The organism is Sphingobium sp. B12D2B, assembly GCF_025961775.1.
In the GTDB taxonomy this organism is placed as follows: domain Bacteria; phylum Pseudomonadota; class Alphaproteobacteria; order Sphingomonadales; family Sphingomonadaceae; genus Sphingobium.
Genome location: NZ_JAOQOH010000001.1, coordinates 1,244,436 through 1,265,022 on the forward strand (window position 1 = coordinate 1,244,436; position 20,587 = coordinate 1,265,022).

Genomic DNA, 20,587 nt, shown 5'->3' on the forward strand with positions numbered 1-20,587 from the left:
TGCTGCGGCTGGAGGCTGGCGGGGGCGCCGTCTCCGCATCGTGCGGCACCGGTTCAGCCAGCGGGGTCCTCCAGGCTGTAGCCAAGACCGCGGATGGTGGAGATCACATCGGCCCCCAGCTTCTTGCGGATGCGCGTGACGAACACCTCGATGGTGTTGGAATCCCGGTCGAAATCCTGATCGTAGATATGCTCGATCAGCTCGGTGCGGCTCACCACCTTGCCCTTGTGGTGCATCAGATAGGAGAGCAGCTTATATTCCTGCGCGGTCAGCTTCACCGGCTCCCCGTTCAGCGTGACCTTGCCCGAGCGAGTATCCAGCCGCACGCTGCCGGCGATGAGCTCGGATGAGGCATTGCCGGACGAGCGGCGAATGAGCGCGCGCAGGCGGGCGATCAGTTCCTCGCTTTGGAACGGCTTGGCGAGATAATCGTCTGCACCGGCATCGAGCCCGGCAACCTTGTCGGACCAGCTGTCCCGCGCTGTCAGCACGAGCACGGGCACCGCCGAGCCTTCCTTGCGCCAGCGGTCGAGCACGGTCAGGCCGTCGATTTCCGGCAGGCCCAGGTCCAGGATGATCGCGTCGTAGCTCTCGGTCGATCCGAGGAAATGGCCGTCCTCGCCATCGGTCGCCAAGTCGACGGCATAGCCGACGCCTTCGAGCGTGGACTTGAGCTGTTTGCCCAAGGTCGGCTCATCTTCGACGATCAGCAGACGCATGGCTTTTCCTTTCCGAATGAGGGAGCGTGCGCAGGCGATCCGGCCGGATCAGCGCGTCCGTCCGATGATATTGCCGGTCTTGCCGTCCACATCAACCCAGATGACCTTGCCATCCTGCTGGAGGAACTGCATCCGGTACACGCCTTCGCGAACGGATGGGGCAACGCCGACATATTGGGCGTCGCTGATCTCGCGCTCGACACGACGCTTGATGATCGAAAACGGCATCACCTCACCATCGAGCATGGCGCGCCGCGCCGCCCGCTGGTCATCGCCCCGCGCAAAGCTCTGCGCCGAAACCGGGAGGCTGGTGGCCGCCAGTGCCATCAGCCCGCCGAGCAGAAGAGAGGATGAAAGAGTTTTCATGATGCCATGTTAGCCATCAAGCATTGAACAAGCGCTGAATGTCCCATCTGTCCCCCGTTCAGGGTTCCAGCATATACTGGACGTTGAGGGAAATCGAGGTGGCGATCTCACCGGGCTCGATCTTGGTCTGCGGCGCGGCTGCAGCAGAGTCGCGCATCGCCATCATCGGCATGGGCGGCGGCGCGAAACCGCCACCTTCGGAGATGCTCACCAGGCGCGCGGTGCGGAAGCCGGTCGCCTGCGCATAAAGGTTTGCGCGGGCCTGAGCGGTTTTTAGCGCCTTGGTGCGGGCCTGATCGAGCAGCTTGTCCGGCTCGGCAATGCCAAAGCTCGGGCCATTGATGTTGGTCGCCCCGGCGGCGACCAGCGAGTCGATCAGATCGCCTGCGCTATCCAGCTTGCGGACCGCGACAGTGAGCTGGTTGCTGGCTTCATAGCCGATGAAGCGCGGACCTTTGCCATCCGTGCGGTCGCTATAATCATATTGCGGGTTGAGGTTGATGCCGCTGGTCTGGATGTCCTTGCGGGCGATGCCAGCCTTCACAAGCGCGGCGATCAGCCGGTCCATCTGGGTGGCATTCTGCGCCATCGCATCCTTTGCTGACATCGCGCGGGTCTGCACGCCGGTGTTGATCGTCGCCATATCCGGCGCGCTGTTCACCGATTCACTGACGCTCAGGCTCAGCAGCGGGCCCTTGGCAGCCTGGGGTGCCGGTGGTTGCGGCTGGGCCGAGACGATCGCCGGCATCATGAGAGCGGCAGTTGCAGCGAGCAGAATTGGCAAACGACGCATGGAACATTTTCCCTTTTGTGTGATGGCCATAGAAATGGGCTGAAGCTTCTGAACGCATCCTGACCCATCGAGTTTCTTCCCGTTCATCTGGCGCCTCAGCCCTTGCTCCCGCCGCCTGCATCTGTTTTAGCGCCTTGCCATGGCCCCGCCACTTCTTTCCTTCGAGAATCTCGGTCTCATCCAGGGCGCCGGCTGGCTGTTCCGTGGTCTGGACATTCATGTCGGCGAGCGTGATCGCCTGGCGCTGATCGGCCGCAACGGGGCCGGCAAGACGACGCTGCTCAAGCTGATCGCCGGCACGGTGGAACCGGATGAAGGCAAGCGCTCGGTCGTGCCGGGGCGGCATGTGGTGATGCTGGAGCAGGACCCGGATGTCTCCGCCTTCGCAACGCTGCATGATTTCGCCACGTCTGGCGCCAAGGCGCCGGCGGCGCATGAGGTGGAAGCGATTGCCGATCAACTCGGCATCGACCTTTCCCGCGCGGCATCGACCGCATCGGGCGGTGAGCGGCGGCGGGCGGCGATTTGCCGCGCACTGGCGAGCGAGCCCGATATCCTGTTGCTGGACGAGCCGACCAACCATCTCGATATCGCCGCGATCACCTGGCTGGAGGATTGGCTGACGCGCTTCAATGGCGCATTCATCGTCATCAGCCACGACCGGACATTCCTCACGCGCCTCACTCGGTCGACGCTCTGGCTCGACCGGGGCAGCCTGCGGCGGCAGGAGATCGGCTTTGGCGGGTTCGAGGCCTGGATGGAAAAGGCCTATGCGGACGAGGCCCGCGCGGCCGAGAAGCTTGATGCCAAGCTGAAGATCGAGGCGCACTGGCTGGAGCGCGGCGTCACGGCGCGGCGCAAGCGCAATCAGGGGCGGCTGGCCAAGCTCTGGGAGATGCGTGCCCAGCGCGCGGCGATGATCGGCCCGCAGGGCGGCGCCAAGCTGGAGGTCACCGCCAACGACACCAAGACCAAGAGCGTGATCACCGCCGAGCATGTCACCAAGCAGTTTGGCGACCGCGCGGTCATCAAGGATTTCTCGATCCGCATTCAGCGCGGCGACCGTATTGGCATCGTCGGCGGAAACGGGGCCGGCAAGACGACGTTGCTGCGCCTGCTGACCGGCGATCTGCAGCCGGATACCGGCACCATCACGCTGGCCAAGACGCTGGACGGCATCGTCATCGACCAGCAACGCTCGCTGATGCAGCCGGACAAACGGGTGCGCGATGTGCTGGCCGAGGGCGGCGACTGGATCGACGTGCGCGGCGTGCGCAAGCATGTCCATGGCTATCTCAAGGATTTTCTGTTCGATCCCTCGCTGGCCGAGGCGAAGATCGGCACGCTTTCGGGCGGCGAGCGCTCGCGCCTGCTACTGGCACGGGAGTTCGCGCGCGAATCCAACCTGCTGGTGCTGGACGAGCCGACCAACGACCTCGACCTCGAAACGCTCGACCTGCTGCAGGAAGTGATCGCCGATTATGATGGCACGGTGCTGATCGTCAGCCATGATCGCGACTTTCTCGACCGCACGGTGACGGTGACGCTGGGACTGGATGGCTCGGGCCGGATCGATGTGATCGCCGGCGGCTATGCGGACTGGGAAGCCAAGCGCCAAAAGCCCAATGCGGCGGGCAAGCGATCAGCTGCGAAGGCGGATACACTGGCTGCGCTTCCGCCCCCCAAGGCGGCGAAGCTCAGCTACAAGGACCAGCGGGATTACGATCTGCTGCCGGGGCAGATCGAGGCGCTCGAGGCGGCGATTGCGCGCGATGAAGCCGCGCTCGCCGACCCCGACCTCTATACCAAGAATCCCAAGCGCTTCGCCGAGCTAAGCGCGACGATTGAAAAGGCGCGCGCGCAAAAAGATGCGGCCGAGGAGCGCTGGCTGGAATTGGCCGAGCAGGTCGAGGCCCTGCAGGGTTGAGCCCGGCAAGGGTTGCGTGGCGTTCGGCTGTCTTTGACCAGATCGCCCCGATCAAGATTTTCGACGTGCCCAGCCATGGCCGGCGGGGGCGTTGTCGCCGACGAGCATTCAGATGACCAGCACTCAACCGATTCGTGGAATTCTGCTCTGCGCCGCCGCTTTGCTGCTGTTCGCGGCGCTGGATACGACCACGAAAGTGCTCACCGTGCATTTCGAGGCGCCGGTGATCGTGGCGGCGCGTTTCATCGGCAACCTCTTGTTGATGCTCGTCGTCATGGCGCCGCGCGGCGGGCGGGAGATGGTGCGCACGACGCGCACCGCGCTCGTCTGGTTGCGTGGCTGCTGCCTCGCCTGCGCCTCCGTACTGATGGCGCTGGCGCTCACCCGCATGCCGGTCGGCGAAGCGACTGCGATCATGTTTCTCGCGCCGACACTGGTCGCGCTGGGTGGCGGGCTGCTGCTCGGCGAGGAAGTCGGGCTGCGAGGCTGGGGCGCTGTGTTGCTCGGGCTGGCTGGCGTCGTGCTGATCGCGCGGCCGGGTGGCGGGCTGGATGTCGTGGGCGTCATGCTCGCTTTGGGCGCCGCCATGCTCAATGGCACCTATCAGCTGATGTCCCGCACGCTCGCGGCGACCGAAAAAACCTTCGCCCTGCTGTTTTATAGCGCCGCTGTTGGCAGCCTCGTGTTTGGCGTGGCAGCGCCCTTCTACTGGGCGGGACGGATGCCGACGCTGCTGGAAGGCGCGCTGCTGGCGTCGCTGGGCCTGTGGGGCGGGGTGGGGCATTATCTGTTCACGGCGGCCTTTCGCCACGCCCCGGCTTCGACCCTGGCGCCGATCACCTATCTGCAGGTGCTGTGGGCGACGGCGCTGGGCTGGATCGTGTTCCGGCATGTGCCCGATCCGGTGGCGATTGTCGGGATGCTGACGATCGGCAGCGCCGGCATGTTGATCGTGCTGAAGCGCCGCCGCCGGACTCCGCCCGCGACGGTGTGAGCGCACCCGAGGGGTCAACCCTCGGCGGTGGCCGAAACCTCATAATGGGTGATCTGCTTGTCGCCGATGCCGAGGTCTTCCCATGTGGCGCGCCAGTCCTTCATGTGCTGGCTCGCGGCATGGGCCTGCTGGGCCTCACGGTCGCGGAAGACCTCGAAGATACGCAGCAGCCCGGGTTCCGCGAGGTCCTCGGCGAAGCTGTAGGCGATGCAACCCGGCTCCGCGCGGCTAGCTGCGACCATCCGCGCAATAACCGGACGCGCTGCGGCCAAGTTCTCCGGCGGCAACCGAACGGACCCGGCGAGGATCAGCATCAGCGGATCGGCGAATCCGGGGCGAGGCGCATGTCGAGATAATTGTCGACGCTCATCATCAGCTGGTCGAGCTCATGCTCGAAGAAGTGATTGGCGTTGCGGATCTCGTCATGATGGATGGTGATGCCCTTCTGCGTGCGCAGCTTGTCGACCAGCTTCTGCACGGAGGCGGCGGAGACGACCTCATCGTTCACGCCCTGGACGATGATGCCGGAGGCGGGGCAGGGCGCGAGGAACGAGAAGTCGTACATGTTCGCCGGCGGCGCGACCGAGATGAAGCCGCGCACTTCCGGCCGGCGCATCAGCAGCTGCATGGAGATCCACGCACCGAACGAGAAACCGGCGATCCACGTCGTCTGCGCTTCCTGGTGGAAGCTCTGGATCCAGTCGAGCGCGGCGGCGGCATCGGAGAGCTCGCCGATGCCATTGTCGAACACGCCCTGCGAGCGACCGACACCCCGGAAATTGAACCGCAGCGTCGCGAAACCGCGCTTCACGAAGGTCTTGTAGAGTGCCTGCGTAATGCGATCGTTCATCGTGCCGCCGCCCTGCGGGTGCGGATGCAGGATCAGCGCAACGGGCGCACGCGGGCGGGGCGGAGGGCTGAAACGACCTTCGAGACGGCCTTCGGGACCGGGAAAAATGACGTCGGGCATGGCACCTGAGACTTGAAATGGGAGCGGGCGACCGAGACTGGCCGACGACGCGGGACGGGCGCTTATATAGGCGGAAGCGCGATTTTCGCAATGTTTCTGGTGGAGGGCGCCCGCTTCAGCCCCGGAGCCAGCCCAGAGCAGCGGCGGTGAGGGGGTTCGTCGGGTCCAGCAGGAGCTTGGTGGTGAGGGCGAGGGACATGACGATCAGCAGGGGTCGCGCGATTCCGGCGCCGAAGCGGATCGCGAGATAGGCGCCGAATTGTCCGCCTGCGATGCTGCCAACCGCCATGGCAAGGCCGGTGATCCAGAGCACATGCCCGCCGATGATGAAGACGATCACGCTGGAGAAATTGCTAGCGAAATTGAGCAGCTTGGTATGGGCTACGGCGCGGATGAGGCCCAGGCCAAACAGGCCGACCAGCGCGGTGGTGAAGAAGGAGCCGGTGCCGGGCCCGAAAAAGCCGTCATAGCCGCCGATGATCGCCGCTGTGACGATAATCGCGAGCGGGCCGAAGCGGCTGTGCCTGTCCTCATCGCTCATGCGGGGCGAGAGGAGGAAATAGAGCACCATCGCGATCAGCAGCATCGGCAGCAGCGCGGAGAGAAAGCCGGAATCGATCCGCGTCACCAGAAACGCGCCGCCCGCAGAGCCGATAAATGACGCCAGCGCCGGCAAGGCGAAGCGGCGGAAATCAATATGTCCGCGCCGGGCGAAGGCGATGACGGCGCCGCAGGTGCCAAAGCTGCTCTGGAGCTTGTTGGTCGCCAGCGCGGCGACGGGCGGGATGCCCGCCGCCAGCAGCGCGGGAATGGTGACGAGGCCACCGCCGCCCGCCATGGCGTCGATGGTCGCGGCGAGAAACGCCACGGCCATGAGGATAAGGATGATGTCGAAGGCTGGATCCATGCCTTCGCATATCAGGTCTGTGTTGCGCCGCAACATGGCTGATTGCACCAGAGGGCAAATCCATTTGCCGCGGCGCGACGGGCCTGTAGGGAAGGGGCGATGAGCCGACGCATCTATCTCGATCATGCCGCGACCACACCGCTGCTGCCGCAGGCTCGCGCTGCGATGCTGGCCGGGTTCGATGCTTGGGCCAATCCCTCATCGCCGCATGCCGCCGGTCGTCAGGCGCGCGCCTTGCTGGAGGATGCCCGCCGCCGCGTGGCGCGGGCGATGGATTGGGATGGGCATGTGTTGTTCACCGCCGGCGCGAGCGAGGCCCTGGCCATCGCGTTGACGCGCGCGAAGGCGTCTCCTTTGCTGGCAGGGGCAAGCGAACATGATGCTGTGCTGCGCCACATTCCGGAGGATCGCCGGCTGCCGGTCGATCATGACGGGATCGTGTGCCTGCCCGATGCCATTGCGCCGGGTACGCTGATCGCGATCCAGCAGGTCAATAGCGAGACCGGCGTGATCCAGCCGCTGGAGGCGTTCGCCGAGCGCATCCACGCGCAAAATGGCCTGCTGCTGGCCGATTGCAGCCAATCGGCTGGGAAGATGCCGCTTCCGAAAGGTCCGGACCTGATCGTCCTGAGCGCGCACAAGCTGGGCGGGCCGATCGGCATTGGTGCGCTGCTGGTACGGGATCTGACGCTGCTCAGCCCAAGCGGCGGGCAGGAGCAGGGCTACCGCGCCGGCACCGAGGCCATGCCGCTGGCGCAGGGCTTTGCGGCGGCGCTGGAAGCCCCGCGCGGCTGGTTGGCTGACGTCGCCGGCTGGCGCGAGCGGATGGACGCGGCTATTCTCGCCGCCGGCGGTGTGATCGTGGCGGGCGCTTCCCCGCGCTTGTCGACTATCGCGAGCTACCGAATGCCCAGTGTGTCCGCGCAAGCGCAGCTCATCCGCTTCGACATGGCCGGGATTGCGGTGTCGGCGGGCAGCGCCTGCTCGTCGGGTAGCTTGCGCACCAGCCATGTGTTGGCGGCCATGGGTTGGCCGCAGGCTGAGGCCGCCGAGGTGATCCGTGTCACTATGGGGCATGACACGTGTGCGGCCGACATTGACGATTTTCTCACTGAGTGGCAGGCCATCGCGCACGGGAACGCAAGACGATGATCTACCTCGATTACCAGGCCACCACGCCGCTGGCGCCGGAGGTTGCGGATGCCATGGTGGCCGCGATGGATCATTATGGCAATCCGAACAGCGCGCATCGCGTCGGCCGCATCGCGGCGGCGGATGTCGAGCTGGCGCGGGGCCGCATTCTAGATGCGCTGGGCCGCGCGGATGGCCGCCTGATCTTCACCAGCGGCGCGACCGAGGCGCTGAACATGGCCATTATCGGCGCCGCGCGGGCTGCTCCGCAGAGCCGGCGACGGGTGGTGACGGTGGCGACCGAACATGCCGCCGTGCTCGATACGGTGATGGCTTTGCGTCGCGAGGGTTTCGAACCGGTGATCGTGCCGGTGAATGCCGACGGGCTGGTCGATCTGGAGATTGCCGAGGCGGCGATCGACGAGCGAGCCGCCCTGCTTGCGGTAATGCAGGTGAACAATGAGATCGGCGTGGTGCAGCCACTCGACCGGCTGTTCGTGATCGCGCGCGCGGCTGGCGTGCCGACATTGTGCGACGCCGTGCAGGGTTTTGGCCGACTGACGACCCCTCAGGCGGACCTGATCGCGATCAGTGCTCACAAGATCCACGGCCCCAAGGGCGTGGGCGCGCTGTGGCTACGCGAAGGGCTTGACCTGCCGCCGCTCATGCATGGTGGCGGGCAGGAACAGGGGGTGAGGCCGGGGACGCTCTCGCCCATGCTATGCGCGGGCTTCGGTGTGGCCGCGCAACTGGCGGCGCAGCGCCGCTATGCCGACCTCGCCCATGTCGAAGCGCTCTGGACGCGCGCGCTGGAGCTGTTTGCGGATTGGCACCTCAATGGTACCGGCGAGGCGCGCTATCATGGCAATCTCAATCTCCGCTGGGCGGGGCTGGACGCGGCGCGGCTGATCTCGGACGTGCGGACGGTCGCCGTTTCCCTCGGGTCTGCTTGCGCAAGCGGGTCCGGCCGGCCGAGCCATGTGCTCAAGGCCATGGGTCTGAGCGATGCAGAGGCGCGCAGTTCGGTGCGGATCGGCATGGGGCGCTACACCAGCATGGCCGATCTGGAAGAAGCCGCGAGCCTGCTCAATCAGGCCGCCGACGCACAGGGAGTGCCCGCATGACCTTAGTCCGCTTCATCAGCGCCAATGGCGAACATGTGCAGGAAGTGGAGGCCAGCGCGGGCGACATTCTGCTCGACGTAGCGCAAGCTGCCGGCCAGCCGCTGGAAGGCACCTGCGAGGGGCAGATGGCCTGCTCCACCTGCCATGTGATCGTGGACGCGGAGCACTTCAGCAAGCTCCCCCGCGCCAGCGAGGATGAGGAGGACATGCTCGATCTGGCTGCCGCCACCACTCGGACAAGCCGGCTCTCCTGCCAAATCGTGCTGAGTGACGCGCTGGAGACGCTGACCGTGCACATTCCCGCCGAGAGCCGGAACATGCAGGGGGCTTGAGGCAGGGCAGGCTAACCACTCCGTCGTTCTCCGTCATCTTCGTGAACACGGAAATCCAGAACTCAGCTGAACCGCTCTTCCGCTCCTAGATTCCCGCGTTGGCGGGATTGACGGGAAAGTGACCTTACGACCGGCCTCGCGCCGCTTGCATTTCCCGCCTCATACCGCCATATGCGCCGCGGAAGTCGGGCGGACGTAGTCTTCGCCAACCTGGTCAGGTCCTGACGGAAGCAGCCACAACGAATTCGCTGCGGGTCGTTCCGGCTTCCACCTCCTCTTCATTGTCATCGCCTTGTTCTGCAGCGCTCTTCTGCTTGCGGGCCTGCGCGCGGACTTGCGGGGGGCAGGATAGGGCGTCATGGGCATGGCGTCATAGGCAGGCCGCGCTTTCGTGGCTGAGCGGCGCGCGCGAAAGGACTGAGTTCATGGCCGGCAGATCCCGAACCATCGTCTATCTCATGCTGGTGCTGGTGATGCTGCTTTGGTCCGGCAACTCCGTGGTTGCGCGGGCCATCCACACCGAAATGCCCCCTTTCACGCTAGCCTTCTGGCGCTGGAGCGGCGCGACCCTGATCGCGCTGCCGGTGGCCTGGCGCTATTTGCGGCAGGACTGGCCCGTGGCGAAAGCCAATTGGAAGATCATTCTGTTCCTCGGCGTGATCGGCGTCGGCTGCTTCAACGCCTTCATGTATTCCGGCCTGCAATATACGACGGCGGCGAACAGCCTGCTCATCCAGGCGGCGATTCCGGCGCTGGTGCTGCTCTTCGATTTCTTGTTCTTCCGCAATCGCCCGCGCGCCATGCAGGTGGTGGGGGTGATCATGGCGGCCGCCGGGGTGCTTACGATCATCCTGCAGGGCAATCCTTCGGCCCTGTTCTCGATGGTGTTCAACCGGGGCGATCTGCTGGTGCTGTGCGCGGTCAGTCTCTGGTCGCTCTACACCGTGTTTCTGCGCCTGCGGCCCAAGATTCACGGGCTGAGCTTTCTGGCGATCACCGCGTTCATCGGCGTGCTGTGCATGGCGCCGCTGTCGGCTTATGAACTGACGCACGCGCGGGTGATCATGACGCCGGGGGTCGCGGCGGGCGTCGCCTATGTCATCCTGCTGCCCTCGCTGGTCGCCTACTTCCTGTTCAACCTGGCGGTGGAGCAGATCGGCGCGGGCGATGCAGGGCAGGTGATCAACCTGCAGCCGGTGTTCGGCGCGCTGCTCGCCGCGCTGCTGCTGGACGAACCGCTGCATGGCTACCATCTTGCCGGCATGGGCCTGATCTTCATCGGCATCGCGCTGCCCTTCCTGCGGCGATCCGTCCGCGCCCCGATGGCGCATTAACTTCCTGCGCAAGTGCAGCTAGAACGAACGCAATGACCGATTCCTCAGACGATCCGGGCTTCGACCTTGGCGAACCGCCCCGGCCGCAAGCGGCTGTGGCGCCCATCACTTCGCCTGACGCGCCCGCCTATCGCGTGCTGGCCCGCGCCTATCGCCCGCAGACCTTTGCCGAGCTGATCGGCCAGGAAGCGATGGTGCGCACGCTCGCCAATGCGATCAAGCGCGAGCGTTTGCCCCACGCCTTTCTGATGACCGGCGTGCGCGGGGTGGGCAAGACATCCACCGCGCGGCTGATCGCCAAGGCACTCAATTGCGTCGGTCCGGACGGGCAGGGCGGGCCGACGATCGATCCCTGCGGCGTCTGCGAACCGTGCAAGGCGATTGCCGAGGGGCGCCATATCGACGTGATCGAGATGGACGCGGCCAGCCACACCGGCGTCGACGATGTGCGCGAGATCATCGAGGCGGTGCGCTATGCAGCCGTCTCGGCGCGGTTCAAGATCTACATCATCGACGAAGTGCACATGCTCTCGCGCAATGCCTTCAATGCCTTGCTCAAGACTCTTGAGGAGCCGCCCGAACATGTGAAGTTCCTGTTCGCCACCACCGAGGTGAACAAGGTGCCGATCACGGTGCTCTCACGCTGCCAGCGCTTCGACCTGAGGCGCATCCCGGTGGAGTTGCTGGTCGATAATTTCCGCATGATTTGCGGCAAGGAAGGCGTCGTCGCCGAGGACGATGCCCTGCGCCTCATTGCCACCGCCGCGGAAGGCTCGGCGCGCGATGGCCAGTCGATCCTCGATCAGGCGATTGCGCATGCCGGGGTCGGCGAGGATGGCCGGCCCTTCGTGCAGGCCGATCAGGTTCGCGAAATGCTCGGCCTGTCTGATCGCGGCGCGACGCGGCGGCTGTTCGACCAGATTCTCGATGGCGATGCACCGGCGGTGCTGGCGACATTGGGCGAGCAGGAAGCGCTCGGCGTCGAGCCGCTCGCCACGGTGAATGCCTTACTCGATCTCATCCATGCGGCGACGACGGCCAAGGCCGGGCGCGGCGCCGGGCTCGACCGCATGCCGGAGGCCGAGCGCGGCGCGATTGCCGGCTGGGCAGAGCAATTGTCTTTCCCGGTGCTGCATCGGCTGTGGCAATTGCTGCTCAAGGGCCATGCCGAGGTTGCTGCTGCAGCGCGGCCCCACGCGGCCTGCGAAATGGCGCTGCTGCGGCTGATCCACGCCTCGGCCATGCCGGACCCGGCCGAACTGGCGCGGCTCATCCGCGACGGTGCCGGTGGCGGGCAGGCGAGCCCGACGATGCCGGCCCCTGCGCCCAGTGGGACGTTGAGCGAAGCGGCCCAGGCGGTCCCAAGCGCTCCGCCGCCGCCCGCGCCGCCAGCCGCGTCTGAGCCGGAAGCGGCAACGCCAGCGCTGCCGAAGGATTTTGCTGCGATGGTCGAGGCGCTCAAGGCACGCCATGCCCGGCTCAGCGCGGAACTGCATGATTATGTGAGCCTTGTGCATTATGCTCCGCCGGAGCTGGCCTTCCGCATCCTCCAGCCGCTCGACGCCGATTTCCCCCGGCAAGTAGCGGCGGCGTTGCGTGAGGTGACAGGCGAGGTCTGGGATGTCCGCTCGACGGATGCCCACGGCCAGCCAAGCCTGCGCGAGCAGGAGCAGGCCGCCAAGGAAGCGCGGCTTGCCCAGATCAGCGCTGCGCCTATCGTGGCTGCCGCGCTGGAAGCATTCCCCGGAGCACGGCTCGTGGACCCGGAAGATGAACAATATAGGAGTGAAGGCTGATGAAGGACCTCAACGACATTCTCGGCATGGCCAGCCGGGTGCAGGAGGAAATGCAGAAGGCGCAGGCTGAACTCGATAACATCGAGGTCGAGGGTGCGTCCGGCGGCGGACTGGTCAAGGTGCGGGCGAGCGCCAAGGGCCGTATCCTCGGCCTTTCGGTCGATGAGAGCCTGATCGTGCCGGCCGACAAAACGATGCTGGAAGACCTGATTGTCGCCGCCTTCAACGATGCGCGCGCCAAGGCGGATGAAGCCGCCAACGAGCAGATGAGCAAGATGACGGCTGGTCTGCCGCTGCCGCCGGGCTTCAAGATGCCGTTCTGATCGGCGTAAAAAGGCGATAGTTTTTACCCGCGCTTAACCAGTTCAGCCGTCAGTAGCTTTTCGCGCCGTTGAAATGCGCGCGCGGCTGAACGATATGATGCATTGATCGTTTTTCGCGATGCGCGGGAAAAGCGACCGGGTTGTGAAGCGGCCCCTTCTGCACGAAGGCGGTTCGCAGGCTCAGGGGTAAGGCCCCCTGGCTGGATTGGAGTGACAATGGATCTTGATCTGCCTCTCTTGCCGCTGCGGGATATCGTCGTTTTCCCGCAGATGATCGTGCCCCTGTTCGTGGGACGCGACAAGAGCGTGACGGCGCTTGAAAAGGCGATGGCGGGCGACAAGGACATCTTCCTCGTCGCGCAGCTCGACCCGAGCGAGGACGATCCGGACCGGGAAGCGCTTTATGACATGGGCGTCATCGCCAGCATCGTGCAGATGCTCAAGCTGCCCGATGGCAACGTCCGCGTGCTGGTGGAAGGCAAGCAGCGCGCCTCCCTGACCGCGTTGACGGATGCCGAGGATCATATCGTCGCCACCGTTGCGCCGCTGGACGATATCGTCGTGGGCGGCGCCGAGGTCGAGGCGATGATGCGCTCGGTCACCGACCAGTTCGAGAATTACGCCAAGCTCAACAAGAAGTTGCCGGCCGAAGCCGCCGCGCAATTGCGCGAGATCACCGAGGCTGGCCGCCTGTCCGATTTCATTGCGGCGAACCTTGCCGTTAAGGTCGCCGACAAGCAGTCGCTGCTGGTCGAGGGTGATCCGCTCAAGCGCCTGGAAATGGTCTTTGCCTTCATGGAAGGCGAACTCGGCGTGCTGCAGGTCGAGAAGAAAATCCGTGGCCGCGTGAAGCGCCAGATGGAGAAGACCCAGCGCGAATATTATCTCAACGAGCAGCTCAAGGCGATCCAGCGCGAGCTGGGCGGCGGCGAAGGCGAGGAGGGCGATGAGCTTTCCGAGCTGACCGAGAAGATCAAGAAGACACGCCTGAGCAAGGAAGCGCGCAGCAAGGCGGAAGCCGAGCTCAAGAAGCTGCGCTCCATGCAGCCCATGTCGGCCGAAGCGACGGTGGTCCGCAATTATCTCGACGCGCTGCTCGGCGTGCCCTGGGGCAAGAAGAGCAAGCTCAAGAAGGATCTGGTGAAAGCGCAGGACGTGCTGGATGCCGATCACTTCGCGCTCGACAAGGTCAAGGACCGGATTATCGAATATCTCGCCGTGCAGGCGCGCTCCGACAAGCTTAAAGGCCCGATCCTGTGCCTCGTCGGCCCGCCGGGTGTCGGCAAGACCTCGCTGGGCCGCAGCATCGCCAAGGCGACGGGCCGCGAGTTCGTGCGCCAGTCGCTGGGCGGCGTGCGGGACGAGGCCGAGATTCGGGGCCATCGCCGCACTTATATCGGCTCCATGCCGGGCAAGATCGCGTCCAACCTCAAAAAGGCCGGGGCGATGAACCCGCTGGTGCTGCTCGACGAGATCGACAAGCTCGGCCAGGATTTCCGCGGTGATCCGGCTTCCGCGCTGCTCGAGGTGCTGGACCCGGAGCAGAACAGCAAGTTCCAGGACCATTATTTGGAGATCGACCTCGATCTGTCGGATGTGATGTTCGTCACGACCGCCAACAGCCTCAATCTTCCACAGGCGCTGCTCGACCGCATGGAGATCATCCGGCTGGAGGGTTACACCGAGGACGAAAAGCTGGAGATCGCGCAGCGGCATCTGATCGAAAAGCAGATCGAGGCCCATGGGCTGAAAGAAGGCGAATTTGCCATCGAGGAAGCCGCGCTGCGCGACCTCATTCGCTATTATACGCGGGAAGCGGGCGTGCGGACGCTCGAGCGCGAGATTGCGCGTCTGGCGCGCAAGGCGCTCCGCCGTATCCTCGAGGGCAAGGAAACCAGCGTCACCATTACGCCGGAGAATCTGGGCGATTATGCGGGCGTGCGGAAATTCCGTCACGGCATTTCCGAGGAAGAGCACCAGATCGGTGCCGTCACCGGCCTTGCCTGGACGGAAGTGGGCGGCGAACTGCTCACCATCGAATCGGTGACGGTGCCCGGCAAGGGTCAGATCAAGACGACCGGCAAGCTTGGCGACGTGATGACCGAGTCGGTGCAGGCGGCCTTCTCCTATGTGAAGGCGCGCGCCCCAGCCTATGGCATCAAGCCGAGCATCTTCAACCGCAAGGATATTCACATCCACCTTCCCGAAGGCGCGGTACCCAAGGATGGGCCGAGCGCTGGCATCGGCATGGTGACCTCCATCGTCTCCACGTTGACCGGCATCCCGGTCCACAAGGATGTCGCGATGACCGGCGAAGTGACGCTGCGCGGCCGGGTTTTGCCCATTGGCGGGCTGAAGGAAAAGCTGCTCGCGGCGCTGCGCGGGGGGATCAAGACCGTGCTCATTCCGCAGGAGAATGAGAAGGACCTGGTGGAGATTCCGGCGAACATCAAGGAAGGCCTTGAAATCGTGCCGGTGAGCCATGTGGACGAGGTGCTTGCTCGCGCTCTCACGGGGGCGCTGACACCGATCGACTGGTCCGAGGAAGATGATCTCGCCGCCCAGCCTCCGATCGGCTCGGCAGCCGAGCATGAGCAGCGGATGCGGCACTGAGTCTCGCGATGATCGTCATGACACCGATGCCCAAAACAGCCCGATTTGAAGTTAAGGGCGGTTAAGGATCGTCGTAAATGGGCCGGTCCGTCGCCCGGACCGGACCGATCATCGTGAAAAACAGCGTAAATCAGGGTTTTTAACGGGTTTGAGGCGCAAATCTCTTTGACACTTGCGACGAAGCAAGCCTTTATGCGCGCCTTCGTCGCATGATTCCCACCACAAGTTTTCTCAAGAAGGGGGTTCCCAAGGCATGAACAAGCAGGATCTCATCAGTTCGGTCGCGGATCAGAGCGGCCTCACCAAGGCCGATGCGAACAAGGCTGTTGAGGCAGTGTTCGACGCGATCACCGCCGCTCTCAAGAAGGGCGATGAAGTTCGCCTCGTTGGCTTCGGCACGTTCTCCGTTTCGCAGCGCAAGGCCTCGACCGGTCGCAACCCGCGCACGGGCGAAACCATGGCGATCAAGGCTTCCAGCCAGCCGAAGTTCAAGGCCGGCAAGGGTCTCAAGGACGCCGTCAACTAATCAACTCGATCGATCGTTGCCCCACGCTTTCCGGCCGGGGCACCGCTTGATTGGATCGCCGACAGGGAACGCGACGTCCCATGTCGGCAAAGGCCGGGCTCTGCCTGGCCTTTTTGATTTTCAGCCGGGGTGAAGGCCGACGATGCCCGGTCTGCCGGGAAAAGCGTGCTAATCCCGAAAGGGGCGCGCTCTGTGCTTGACGGCGGTCCTCCCCGGGCATTATGGGCCGCCTCTCGATAGCGTCGATGGACGCTGTGGCGATCGTAGCTCAGTTGGTTAGAGCGCTGGTTTGTGGTACCAGAGGTCGCGGGTTCGGATCCCGTCGATCGCCCCATTTTCTTCTCCGAGATTTGGATGACTGGCCGCCGCGCTGCCTGCGCGGGGCTGACAGCCCGTCGCGCGCCGCCTATAGGACAGCATGGCAAAAACAGACGATGATCGGGAGGAAGGGCTGCGGCTCAATCCTCGCTATGACCGCGACGGGCTGATCACAGCCGTGGCGAGCAATGTCGATACCGGCGAATTGTTGATGCTGGCGCATATGAACGCGCAGGCTCTGGCCGCGACGATCGAAACGCGCGTCGCCCATTTCTGGTCCCGCAGCCGGGGCAAGCTCTGGCGCAAGGGCGAGGAGTCCGGCAACGAACTCCACGTCGTCGACATACGGATGGATTGCGATCAGGACGCCATCTGGCTGCTCGTCAAGCCCGTAGGGCCGGCCTGCCACACGGGCCGTGTCAGTTGCTTCTATCGCCGCGTGACGGATGACGGGCTTGAATGGATCGACCGCGAGCCGCACGCCCATTGAGCGGTAACGGACCTGTCGCTCGGTCTCGCCGGAGCACCGGCACGGAGGGGTTGATTTTCCGTTGACGTAAACGTAAACTGCGCGTCTGACCTTCATGGAAGGATGGATGCAATGACGAAGCTCCAGATGATTGCCGGGATTCCCCAGCCGGAACGGGACGGGCGGGAAGAGTTTTCGATCTCCGACCTGTGCGATGAATTCGAAGTGACGCCGCGCGCTCTGCGCTTTTACGAGGATGAGGAACTCATCTCGCCGCGCCGGCAGGGCCTGACGCGGGTTTACAGCCATCGCGATCGCGCGCGGCTCGCCTGGATCTTGCGCGGCAAGCGGGTGGGATTCAGCCTGGCCGAAATCCGCGACATGATCGACCTGTACGATGCCGGCGACGGCCGGCGCACCCAGCGCGAATTTACCGTCGCCAAATGCGAGGAGCGGATCGGATTGCTCCAGCGGCAGCGGCAGGATATCGACGAAGCGATTGAAGAGCTGAAGAATTTCGTCGCGCTCGTCGAGGAAAACCAGCGCCTGTCAGGCGAACTCAACTAAGACTTCCTACCACGGAGAGGCCCATGCCCAGCTATAAGGCGCCCGTCGCCGACACCATGTTCATCCTCAACGAGATCGTCGGGCTGGAACGTCTGACGAACAATCCCGGCTTTGCTTCGGCGACCAGCGATATCGTTAAGGCCATTCTCGAAGAGGGCGGCAAGTTCGCCAGCGAGGTGCTCAGCCCGCTCAATGCCGTCGGCGACCAGATTGGCTGCAAGCGCAATGACGATGGCACGGTGACGACGCCGCCGGGCTTTCAGGAGGCCTTCGACCAGTTCGTCGCGGGTGGCTGGACCACGCTGCATGCGCCGGAGGAATATGGCGGGCAGGGTCTGCCCATCGTGCTGGCGATCGCCGCCGAGGAATATTTCACGGCATCGAACCACGGCTTCAACATGTATCACGGCCTGACCGGCGCCGCGGTCAGCGCGATCCTCGCCAAGGGCGACGATACCCTCAAGCAGAAATATGTACCCAACATGGTCTCCGGCCAGTGGTGCGGCACCATGAACCTGACCGAGCCGCACTGCGGCACCGACCTCGGCCTCATCAAGACGCGCGCGCAGCCGCAGGATGATGGCAGCTACAAGATCACCGGCACCAAGATCTTCATCTCGGCCGGTGAGCACAGCATGGCCGAGAACATCATCCACCTCGTGCTGGCCAAGACGCCGGGCGCGCCAGCGGGCAGCAAGGGTATCTCGCTCTTCCTCGTGCCCAAGATGATGGTCAATGACGATGGCTCGCTGGGCGCGCACAACGCCGTTACATGCGGCTCCATCGAGCACAAGATGGGCATTCACGGCAACGCGACCTGCGTCATGAACTATGACGATGCGACAGGCTGGATGATCGGCGAGGAGAATAAGGGCCTCGCTGCGATGTTCATCATGATGAACCAGGCGCGGCTCGGCGTGGGCCTTCAGGGCCTCGCGCAAGGTGAGCTGGCCTATCAGCAGGCGGTCCATTATGCGATGGACCGGCGGCAGGGCCGCGCGCTGACCGGCGCCGCCGAGCCGGACAAGCCTGCCGATACGCTGTTCGTGCACCCCGATGTTCGCCGGATGCTGATGGAGTGCAAGGCGCTCACCGAAGGCCTGCGCGCACTGGTTCTGTGGGGCGCGCTGCAGGTCGATCTCATCAAATATGCGCCGACCGAGGAAGAGCGTCAGGCCGCGGATGACATCATCTCGCTGCTCACCCCGGTCATCAAGGGCTATGGCACGGACAAGGGCTTCGATGTCGCGGTGCTGGCGCAACAGGTGTTCGGCGGCCATGGCTACATCCGCGAATGGGGCGTGGAGCAGGCGGTGCGGGATGCGCGCATCACCATGATCTACGAAGGCACCAATGGCGTTCAGGCCATGGATCTGGTCGGCCGTAAGCTGCCCGCCAATGGCGGTCGCGCGGTGCAGGCGCTGTTCAAGATGGTCGCCGAGGATGTCGCCGCCGGCAAGGCCGTGCCGGAGACGGCTGCTATTGCTGAGGCGCTGGAGAAGGCCAATCAGCAACTGCAGGCCGCGACGATGTGGCTGATGCAGAATGCCATGCAGAACCCGAACAATGCCGGCGCGGCGGCTTATGCCTATATGCACATCACCGGCATCGTCGCGACGGGCATGATGTGGCTGCGTATGGCGATGGCCGCGCAGGCGCAGCTCAATGCCGGCACAGGCAATCCCGACTATATGAAGGCCAAGCTGGTGACGGCGCGTTACTTCGCCGAGCGCATCATGCCGGAAGCCGGCGCACTGCGTCGCAAGATCGAGGGCGGCGCCGAGGTGCTGATGGAACTGCCGCCAGAGGCTTTCCTGACGGCAGCCTGATCGGGCTTATCCTGCGGGACCAAGAAGCGGCTTCCTCTCTCCGGAGAGGGGGCCGTTTTCATGCGATGGCTGAGGCTCAGGGCTTTGCAGATGCCTGTGCATCAGCCCGCAGCGGCGCCTTGAACAGCGCGGCATCGCCGGGCTTGAGCGGCACCAGCTCGCCACGCTGCATGTCGGCGACCGGACGCGCGCCGGCAGGCAGCTTGATCTGCGAGGCTTCACCGCGTTCGTCGGCCAGCAGCTTGGGCGCGGGTGCGCTTGGCGTGCGGCGGACCATGCAGTTGACGCGCGGCACGTCGCGGAACTCGTCGCAATTGTAGAGCGTGCGCTCGATGCCGCCGTCCTTCATGCGGATATAGGAGAAAGACATGGAGGCGAGGCTGGTTTCGGCGACCGGGAAGCTGCGTGGCGTCGCTTTGTCGCTCGTCCACGCCAGCAGGCGACATTGGGCGCGACCGGCGCACAGGCGCGCGGCGGCGTCAGCATAGCGGGCCGGGTCGCCGCCCGGATCGAGTGTCATCACAAAGCCCGTGCCGCCGGGCTCGATGGCGGCCAGCCGACCGGGGCCGATGCGCTTGCCGATATCCGCAGCGCCAAGCAAGGCCGGCGCGGTGGCGTCGTCGATCAGCGAGCCGGGCAGGGTGCCGGCCAGCGCGCCATCATCGGCATGGACAGGCGACAAAGCGGCGAGCTTGGCGATGGCGGGCTCGGCAGCGATGTTGAGGCTCCGCGCAAAGGCCGGCGGTGTGCCCCACCAGCCCTCCCAGCGGAAGAACAGGTGCGTATCGACCGCCGCGACCTTGTCGAGCGACTTGCTCCAGTAGGGCATCACCCAGTCGGTGTGATAATGGGTGCTGTAGCCGACAGGCGCGTAGACATTGCCAGCGAGCATCCGCGCGGCATTGCCCCGGGCGCGATCCCAGGCTGCCGTGGACGGGCGGCGCGCCATGGCGCCATCGCAAGTGAAGGTGAACTGGCAGCCGGTGGCCCGCTCCTGCCCCTGAAACACCACGCCGCACACCGTCTTGGGGAAGGCGGGGTGGCGCAGGCGGTTGAGCACCACCTGTCCCACGGCGCGCTGGCCCTTGGCGTCGTCGCCGGCTTCATAGATCATCGCGGCGGCAAGACAGTCGGTTGCCCGACCCAGTGCCATCGCGTCGCCCTTGAACGTGAAGGGGCGCGCGGCAGGATTGGGCGCGGTCGAGAAGGGGATCTGCGCGTTCAGTTGGCGCGCCTGATCGGGATGGGAGGCGTCGAGCACCAGCGGCTCGACGACGGGCACGGGGCTGTTATCCGGTGCCTTGGGCAGAGCTGTGCTCACGGCCTCGCTGCCGGACAGCGCGGTAACGCTGGTGCGATTGCCGATGGCGAGCAGCGCCAGAGCGCCGGTCAGGATCAGCCCCAGCAGGCCAGCCAGCACGAGTCGGCCCTGGCGCGAAGAGAGCGCCGGGAATGCCGATTTTCGCGCAATCAGACCGTTGGTTGCCATACGTCCTTCCGCCACAGCCGCCATGCGCGGCCGGAGAGGGGCGGTATGTGTGCCTTTAGG

At 64.8% G+C, this 20,587-nt stretch carries 20 protein-coding genes, 1 tRNA gene and 1 other RNA gene; 15 read left to right on the plus strand and 7 right to left on the minus strand.

What is annotated here, in order from left to right; all coding sequences use genetic code 11:
- Positions 1-53: 53 nt before the first annotated feature.
- From M2335_RS05930 to M2335_RS05940, 3 genes are read right to left on the minus strand one after another with little or no spacing between them, the layout of a single operon-like run.
- Positions 54-719, minus strand: coding sequence for a response regulator transcription factor (locus tag M2335_RS05930; RefSeq protein WP_181560281.1), 666 nt, complete (start codon positions 717-719; stop codon positions 54-56).
- A gap of 48 nt (positions 720-767) precedes the next feature.
- Entirely contained in the window at positions 768-1,085 is a 318-nt protein-coding gene (locus tag M2335_RS05935) for a hypothetical protein (RefSeq protein WP_264594090.1), read from the minus strand.
- 58 nt (positions 1,086-1,143) lie between these two features.
- A complete protein-coding gene (locus tag M2335_RS05940; protein WP_264594091.1) occupies positions 1,144-1,878 on the minus strand; it encodes an SIMPL domain-containing protein in 735 nt (244 codons plus the stop codon).
- Between the two features lie 139 nt (positions 1,879-2,017).
- Between M2335_RS05940 and M2335_RS05945 the strand changes: the two genes are divergently transcribed.
- Both M2335_RS05945 and M2335_RS05950 read left to right on the plus strand, forming a co-directional pair.
- A complete protein-coding gene (locus M2335_RS05945) occupies positions 2,018-3,805 on the plus strand; it encodes an ABC-F family ATP-binding cassette domain-containing protein (RefSeq protein ID WP_264594092.1) in 1,788 nt (595 codons plus the stop codon).
- Between the two features lie 112 nt (positions 3,806-3,917).
- Positions 3,918-4,799, plus strand: a complete 882-nt coding sequence (locus M2335_RS05950) for a DMT family transporter (RefSeq protein ID WP_264594093.1) — start codon at positions 3,918-3,920, stop codon at positions 4,797-4,799.
- 14 nt (positions 4,800-4,813) lie between these two features.
- Here M2335_RS05950 and M2335_RS05955 read toward each other — a convergent pair whose 3' ends face one another.
- From M2335_RS05955 to M2335_RS05965, 3 genes are all read right to left on the minus strand, one after another.
- Positions 4,814-5,113 carry a putative quinol monooxygenase gene (locus tag M2335_RS05955; protein WP_264594094.1) on the minus strand — a complete coding sequence of 100 codons (300 nt, stop codon included), beginning with the start codon at positions 5,111-5,113 and terminating at the stop codon, positions 4,814-4,816.
- Positions 5,113-5,769, minus strand: coding sequence for an alpha/beta hydrolase (locus M2335_RS05960; RefSeq protein ID WP_181560275.1), 657 nt, complete (start codon positions 5,767-5,769; stop codon positions 5,113-5,115). Before M2335_RS05960 ends, M2335_RS05955 begins: the two co-directional genes overlap by 1 nt.
- Positions 5,770-5,884: 115 nt before the next feature.
- Positions 5,885-6,676: a TSUP family transporter gene (locus tag M2335_RS05965; protein ID WP_264594095.1), complete on the minus strand. Its 792-nt coding sequence runs from the start codon at positions 6,674-6,676 to the stop codon at positions 5,885-5,887.
- 99 nt (positions 6,677-6,775) lie between these two features.
- On the opposite strand from M2335_RS05965, the gene M2335_RS05970 reads away from it, so the two are divergent.
- The 13 genes from M2335_RS05970 (at position 6,776) to M2335_RS06030 (ending at position 19,038) form a co-directional block, all read left to right on the plus strand.
- Positions 6,776-7,828, plus strand: coding sequence for a cysteine desulfurase family protein (locus M2335_RS05970; RefSeq protein WP_264594096.1), 1,053 nt, complete (start codon positions 6,776-6,778; stop codon positions 7,826-7,828).
- A complete protein-coding gene (locus M2335_RS05975) occupies positions 7,825-8,931 on the plus strand; it encodes a cysteine desulfurase family protein (RefSeq protein WP_264594097.1) in 1,107 nt (368 codons plus the stop codon). The genes M2335_RS05970 and M2335_RS05975 overlap by 4 nt, the downstream gene beginning before the upstream one ends.
- Positions 8,928-9,263 carry a 2Fe-2S iron-sulfur cluster-binding protein gene (locus M2335_RS05980; protein WP_264594098.1) on the plus strand — a complete coding sequence of 112 codons (336 nt, stop codon included), beginning with the start codon at positions 8,928-8,930 and terminating at the stop codon, positions 9,261-9,263. Before M2335_RS05975 ends, M2335_RS05980 begins: the two co-directional genes overlap by 4 nt.
- 177 nt (positions 9,264-9,440) lie before the next feature.
- Positions 9,441-9,538: signal recognition particle sRNA small type (gene ffs, locus M2335_RS05985), an RNA gene on the plus strand.
- 150 nt (positions 9,539-9,688) lie between these two features.
- Positions 9,689-10,597 (plus strand): DMT family transporter, encoded by a 909-nt coding sequence (locus M2335_RS05990; protein ID WP_264594099.1) that lies wholly within the window; start codon positions 9,689-9,691, stop codon positions 10,595-10,597.
- Between the two features lie 32 nt (positions 10,598-10,629).
- Positions 10,630-12,393, plus strand: coding sequence for a DNA polymerase III subunit gamma/tau (locus tag M2335_RS05995; protein WP_264594100.1), 1,764 nt, complete (start codon positions 10,630-10,632; stop codon positions 12,391-12,393).
- The gene (locus tag M2335_RS06000; RefSeq protein WP_264570937.1) at positions 12,393-12,716 is read left to right on the plus strand and encodes a YbaB/EbfC family nucleoid-associated protein; all 324 of its coding nucleotides are present in this window, start codon (positions 12,393-12,395) and stop codon (positions 12,714-12,716) included. Before M2335_RS05995 ends, M2335_RS06000 begins: the two co-directional genes overlap by 1 nt.
- A gap of 216 nt (positions 12,717-12,932) precedes the next feature.
- Entirely contained in the window at positions 12,933-15,329 is a 2,397-nt protein-coding gene (gene lon, locus M2335_RS06005; RefSeq protein WP_264570936.1) for an endopeptidase La, read from the plus strand.
- Between the two features lie 253 nt (positions 15,330-15,582).
- The gene (locus tag M2335_RS06010; RefSeq protein WP_181560266.1) at positions 15,583-15,855 is read left to right on the plus strand and encodes an HU family DNA-binding protein; all 273 of its coding nucleotides are present in this window, start codon (positions 15,583-15,585) and stop codon (positions 15,853-15,855) included.
- 257 nt (positions 15,856-16,112) lie between these two features.
- Positions 16,113-16,189, plus strand: a tRNA-His gene (locus M2335_RS06015).
- An 84-nt stretch (positions 16,190-16,273) separates the two neighbouring features.
- The gene (gene hisI, locus M2335_RS06020; RefSeq protein WP_264594101.1) at positions 16,274-16,663 is read left to right on the plus strand and encodes a phosphoribosyl-AMP cyclohydrolase; all 390 of its coding nucleotides are present in this window, start codon (positions 16,274-16,276) and stop codon (positions 16,661-16,663) included.
- A 111-nt stretch (positions 16,664-16,774) separates the two neighbouring features.
- Entirely contained in the window at positions 16,775-17,209 is a 435-nt protein-coding gene (locus tag M2335_RS06025; protein ID WP_181560264.1) for a MerR family transcriptional regulator, read from the plus strand.
- Positions 17,210-17,232: 23 nt separating this feature from the next.
- Positions 17,233-19,038 carry an acyl-CoA dehydrogenase C-terminal domain-containing protein gene (locus M2335_RS06030; RefSeq protein ID WP_264594102.1) on the plus strand — a complete coding sequence of 602 codons (1,806 nt, stop codon included), beginning with the start codon at positions 17,233-17,235 and terminating at the stop codon, positions 19,036-19,038.
- Between the two features lie 76 nt (positions 19,039-19,114).
- On the opposite strand, the gene M2335_RS06035 is transcribed toward M2335_RS06030, so the two are convergent.
- Entirely contained in the window at positions 19,115-20,527 is a 1,413-nt protein-coding gene (locus tag M2335_RS06035) for a cell wall hydrolase (RefSeq protein ID WP_264594103.1), read from the minus strand.
- Positions 20,528-20,587: the final 60 nt, after the last annotated feature.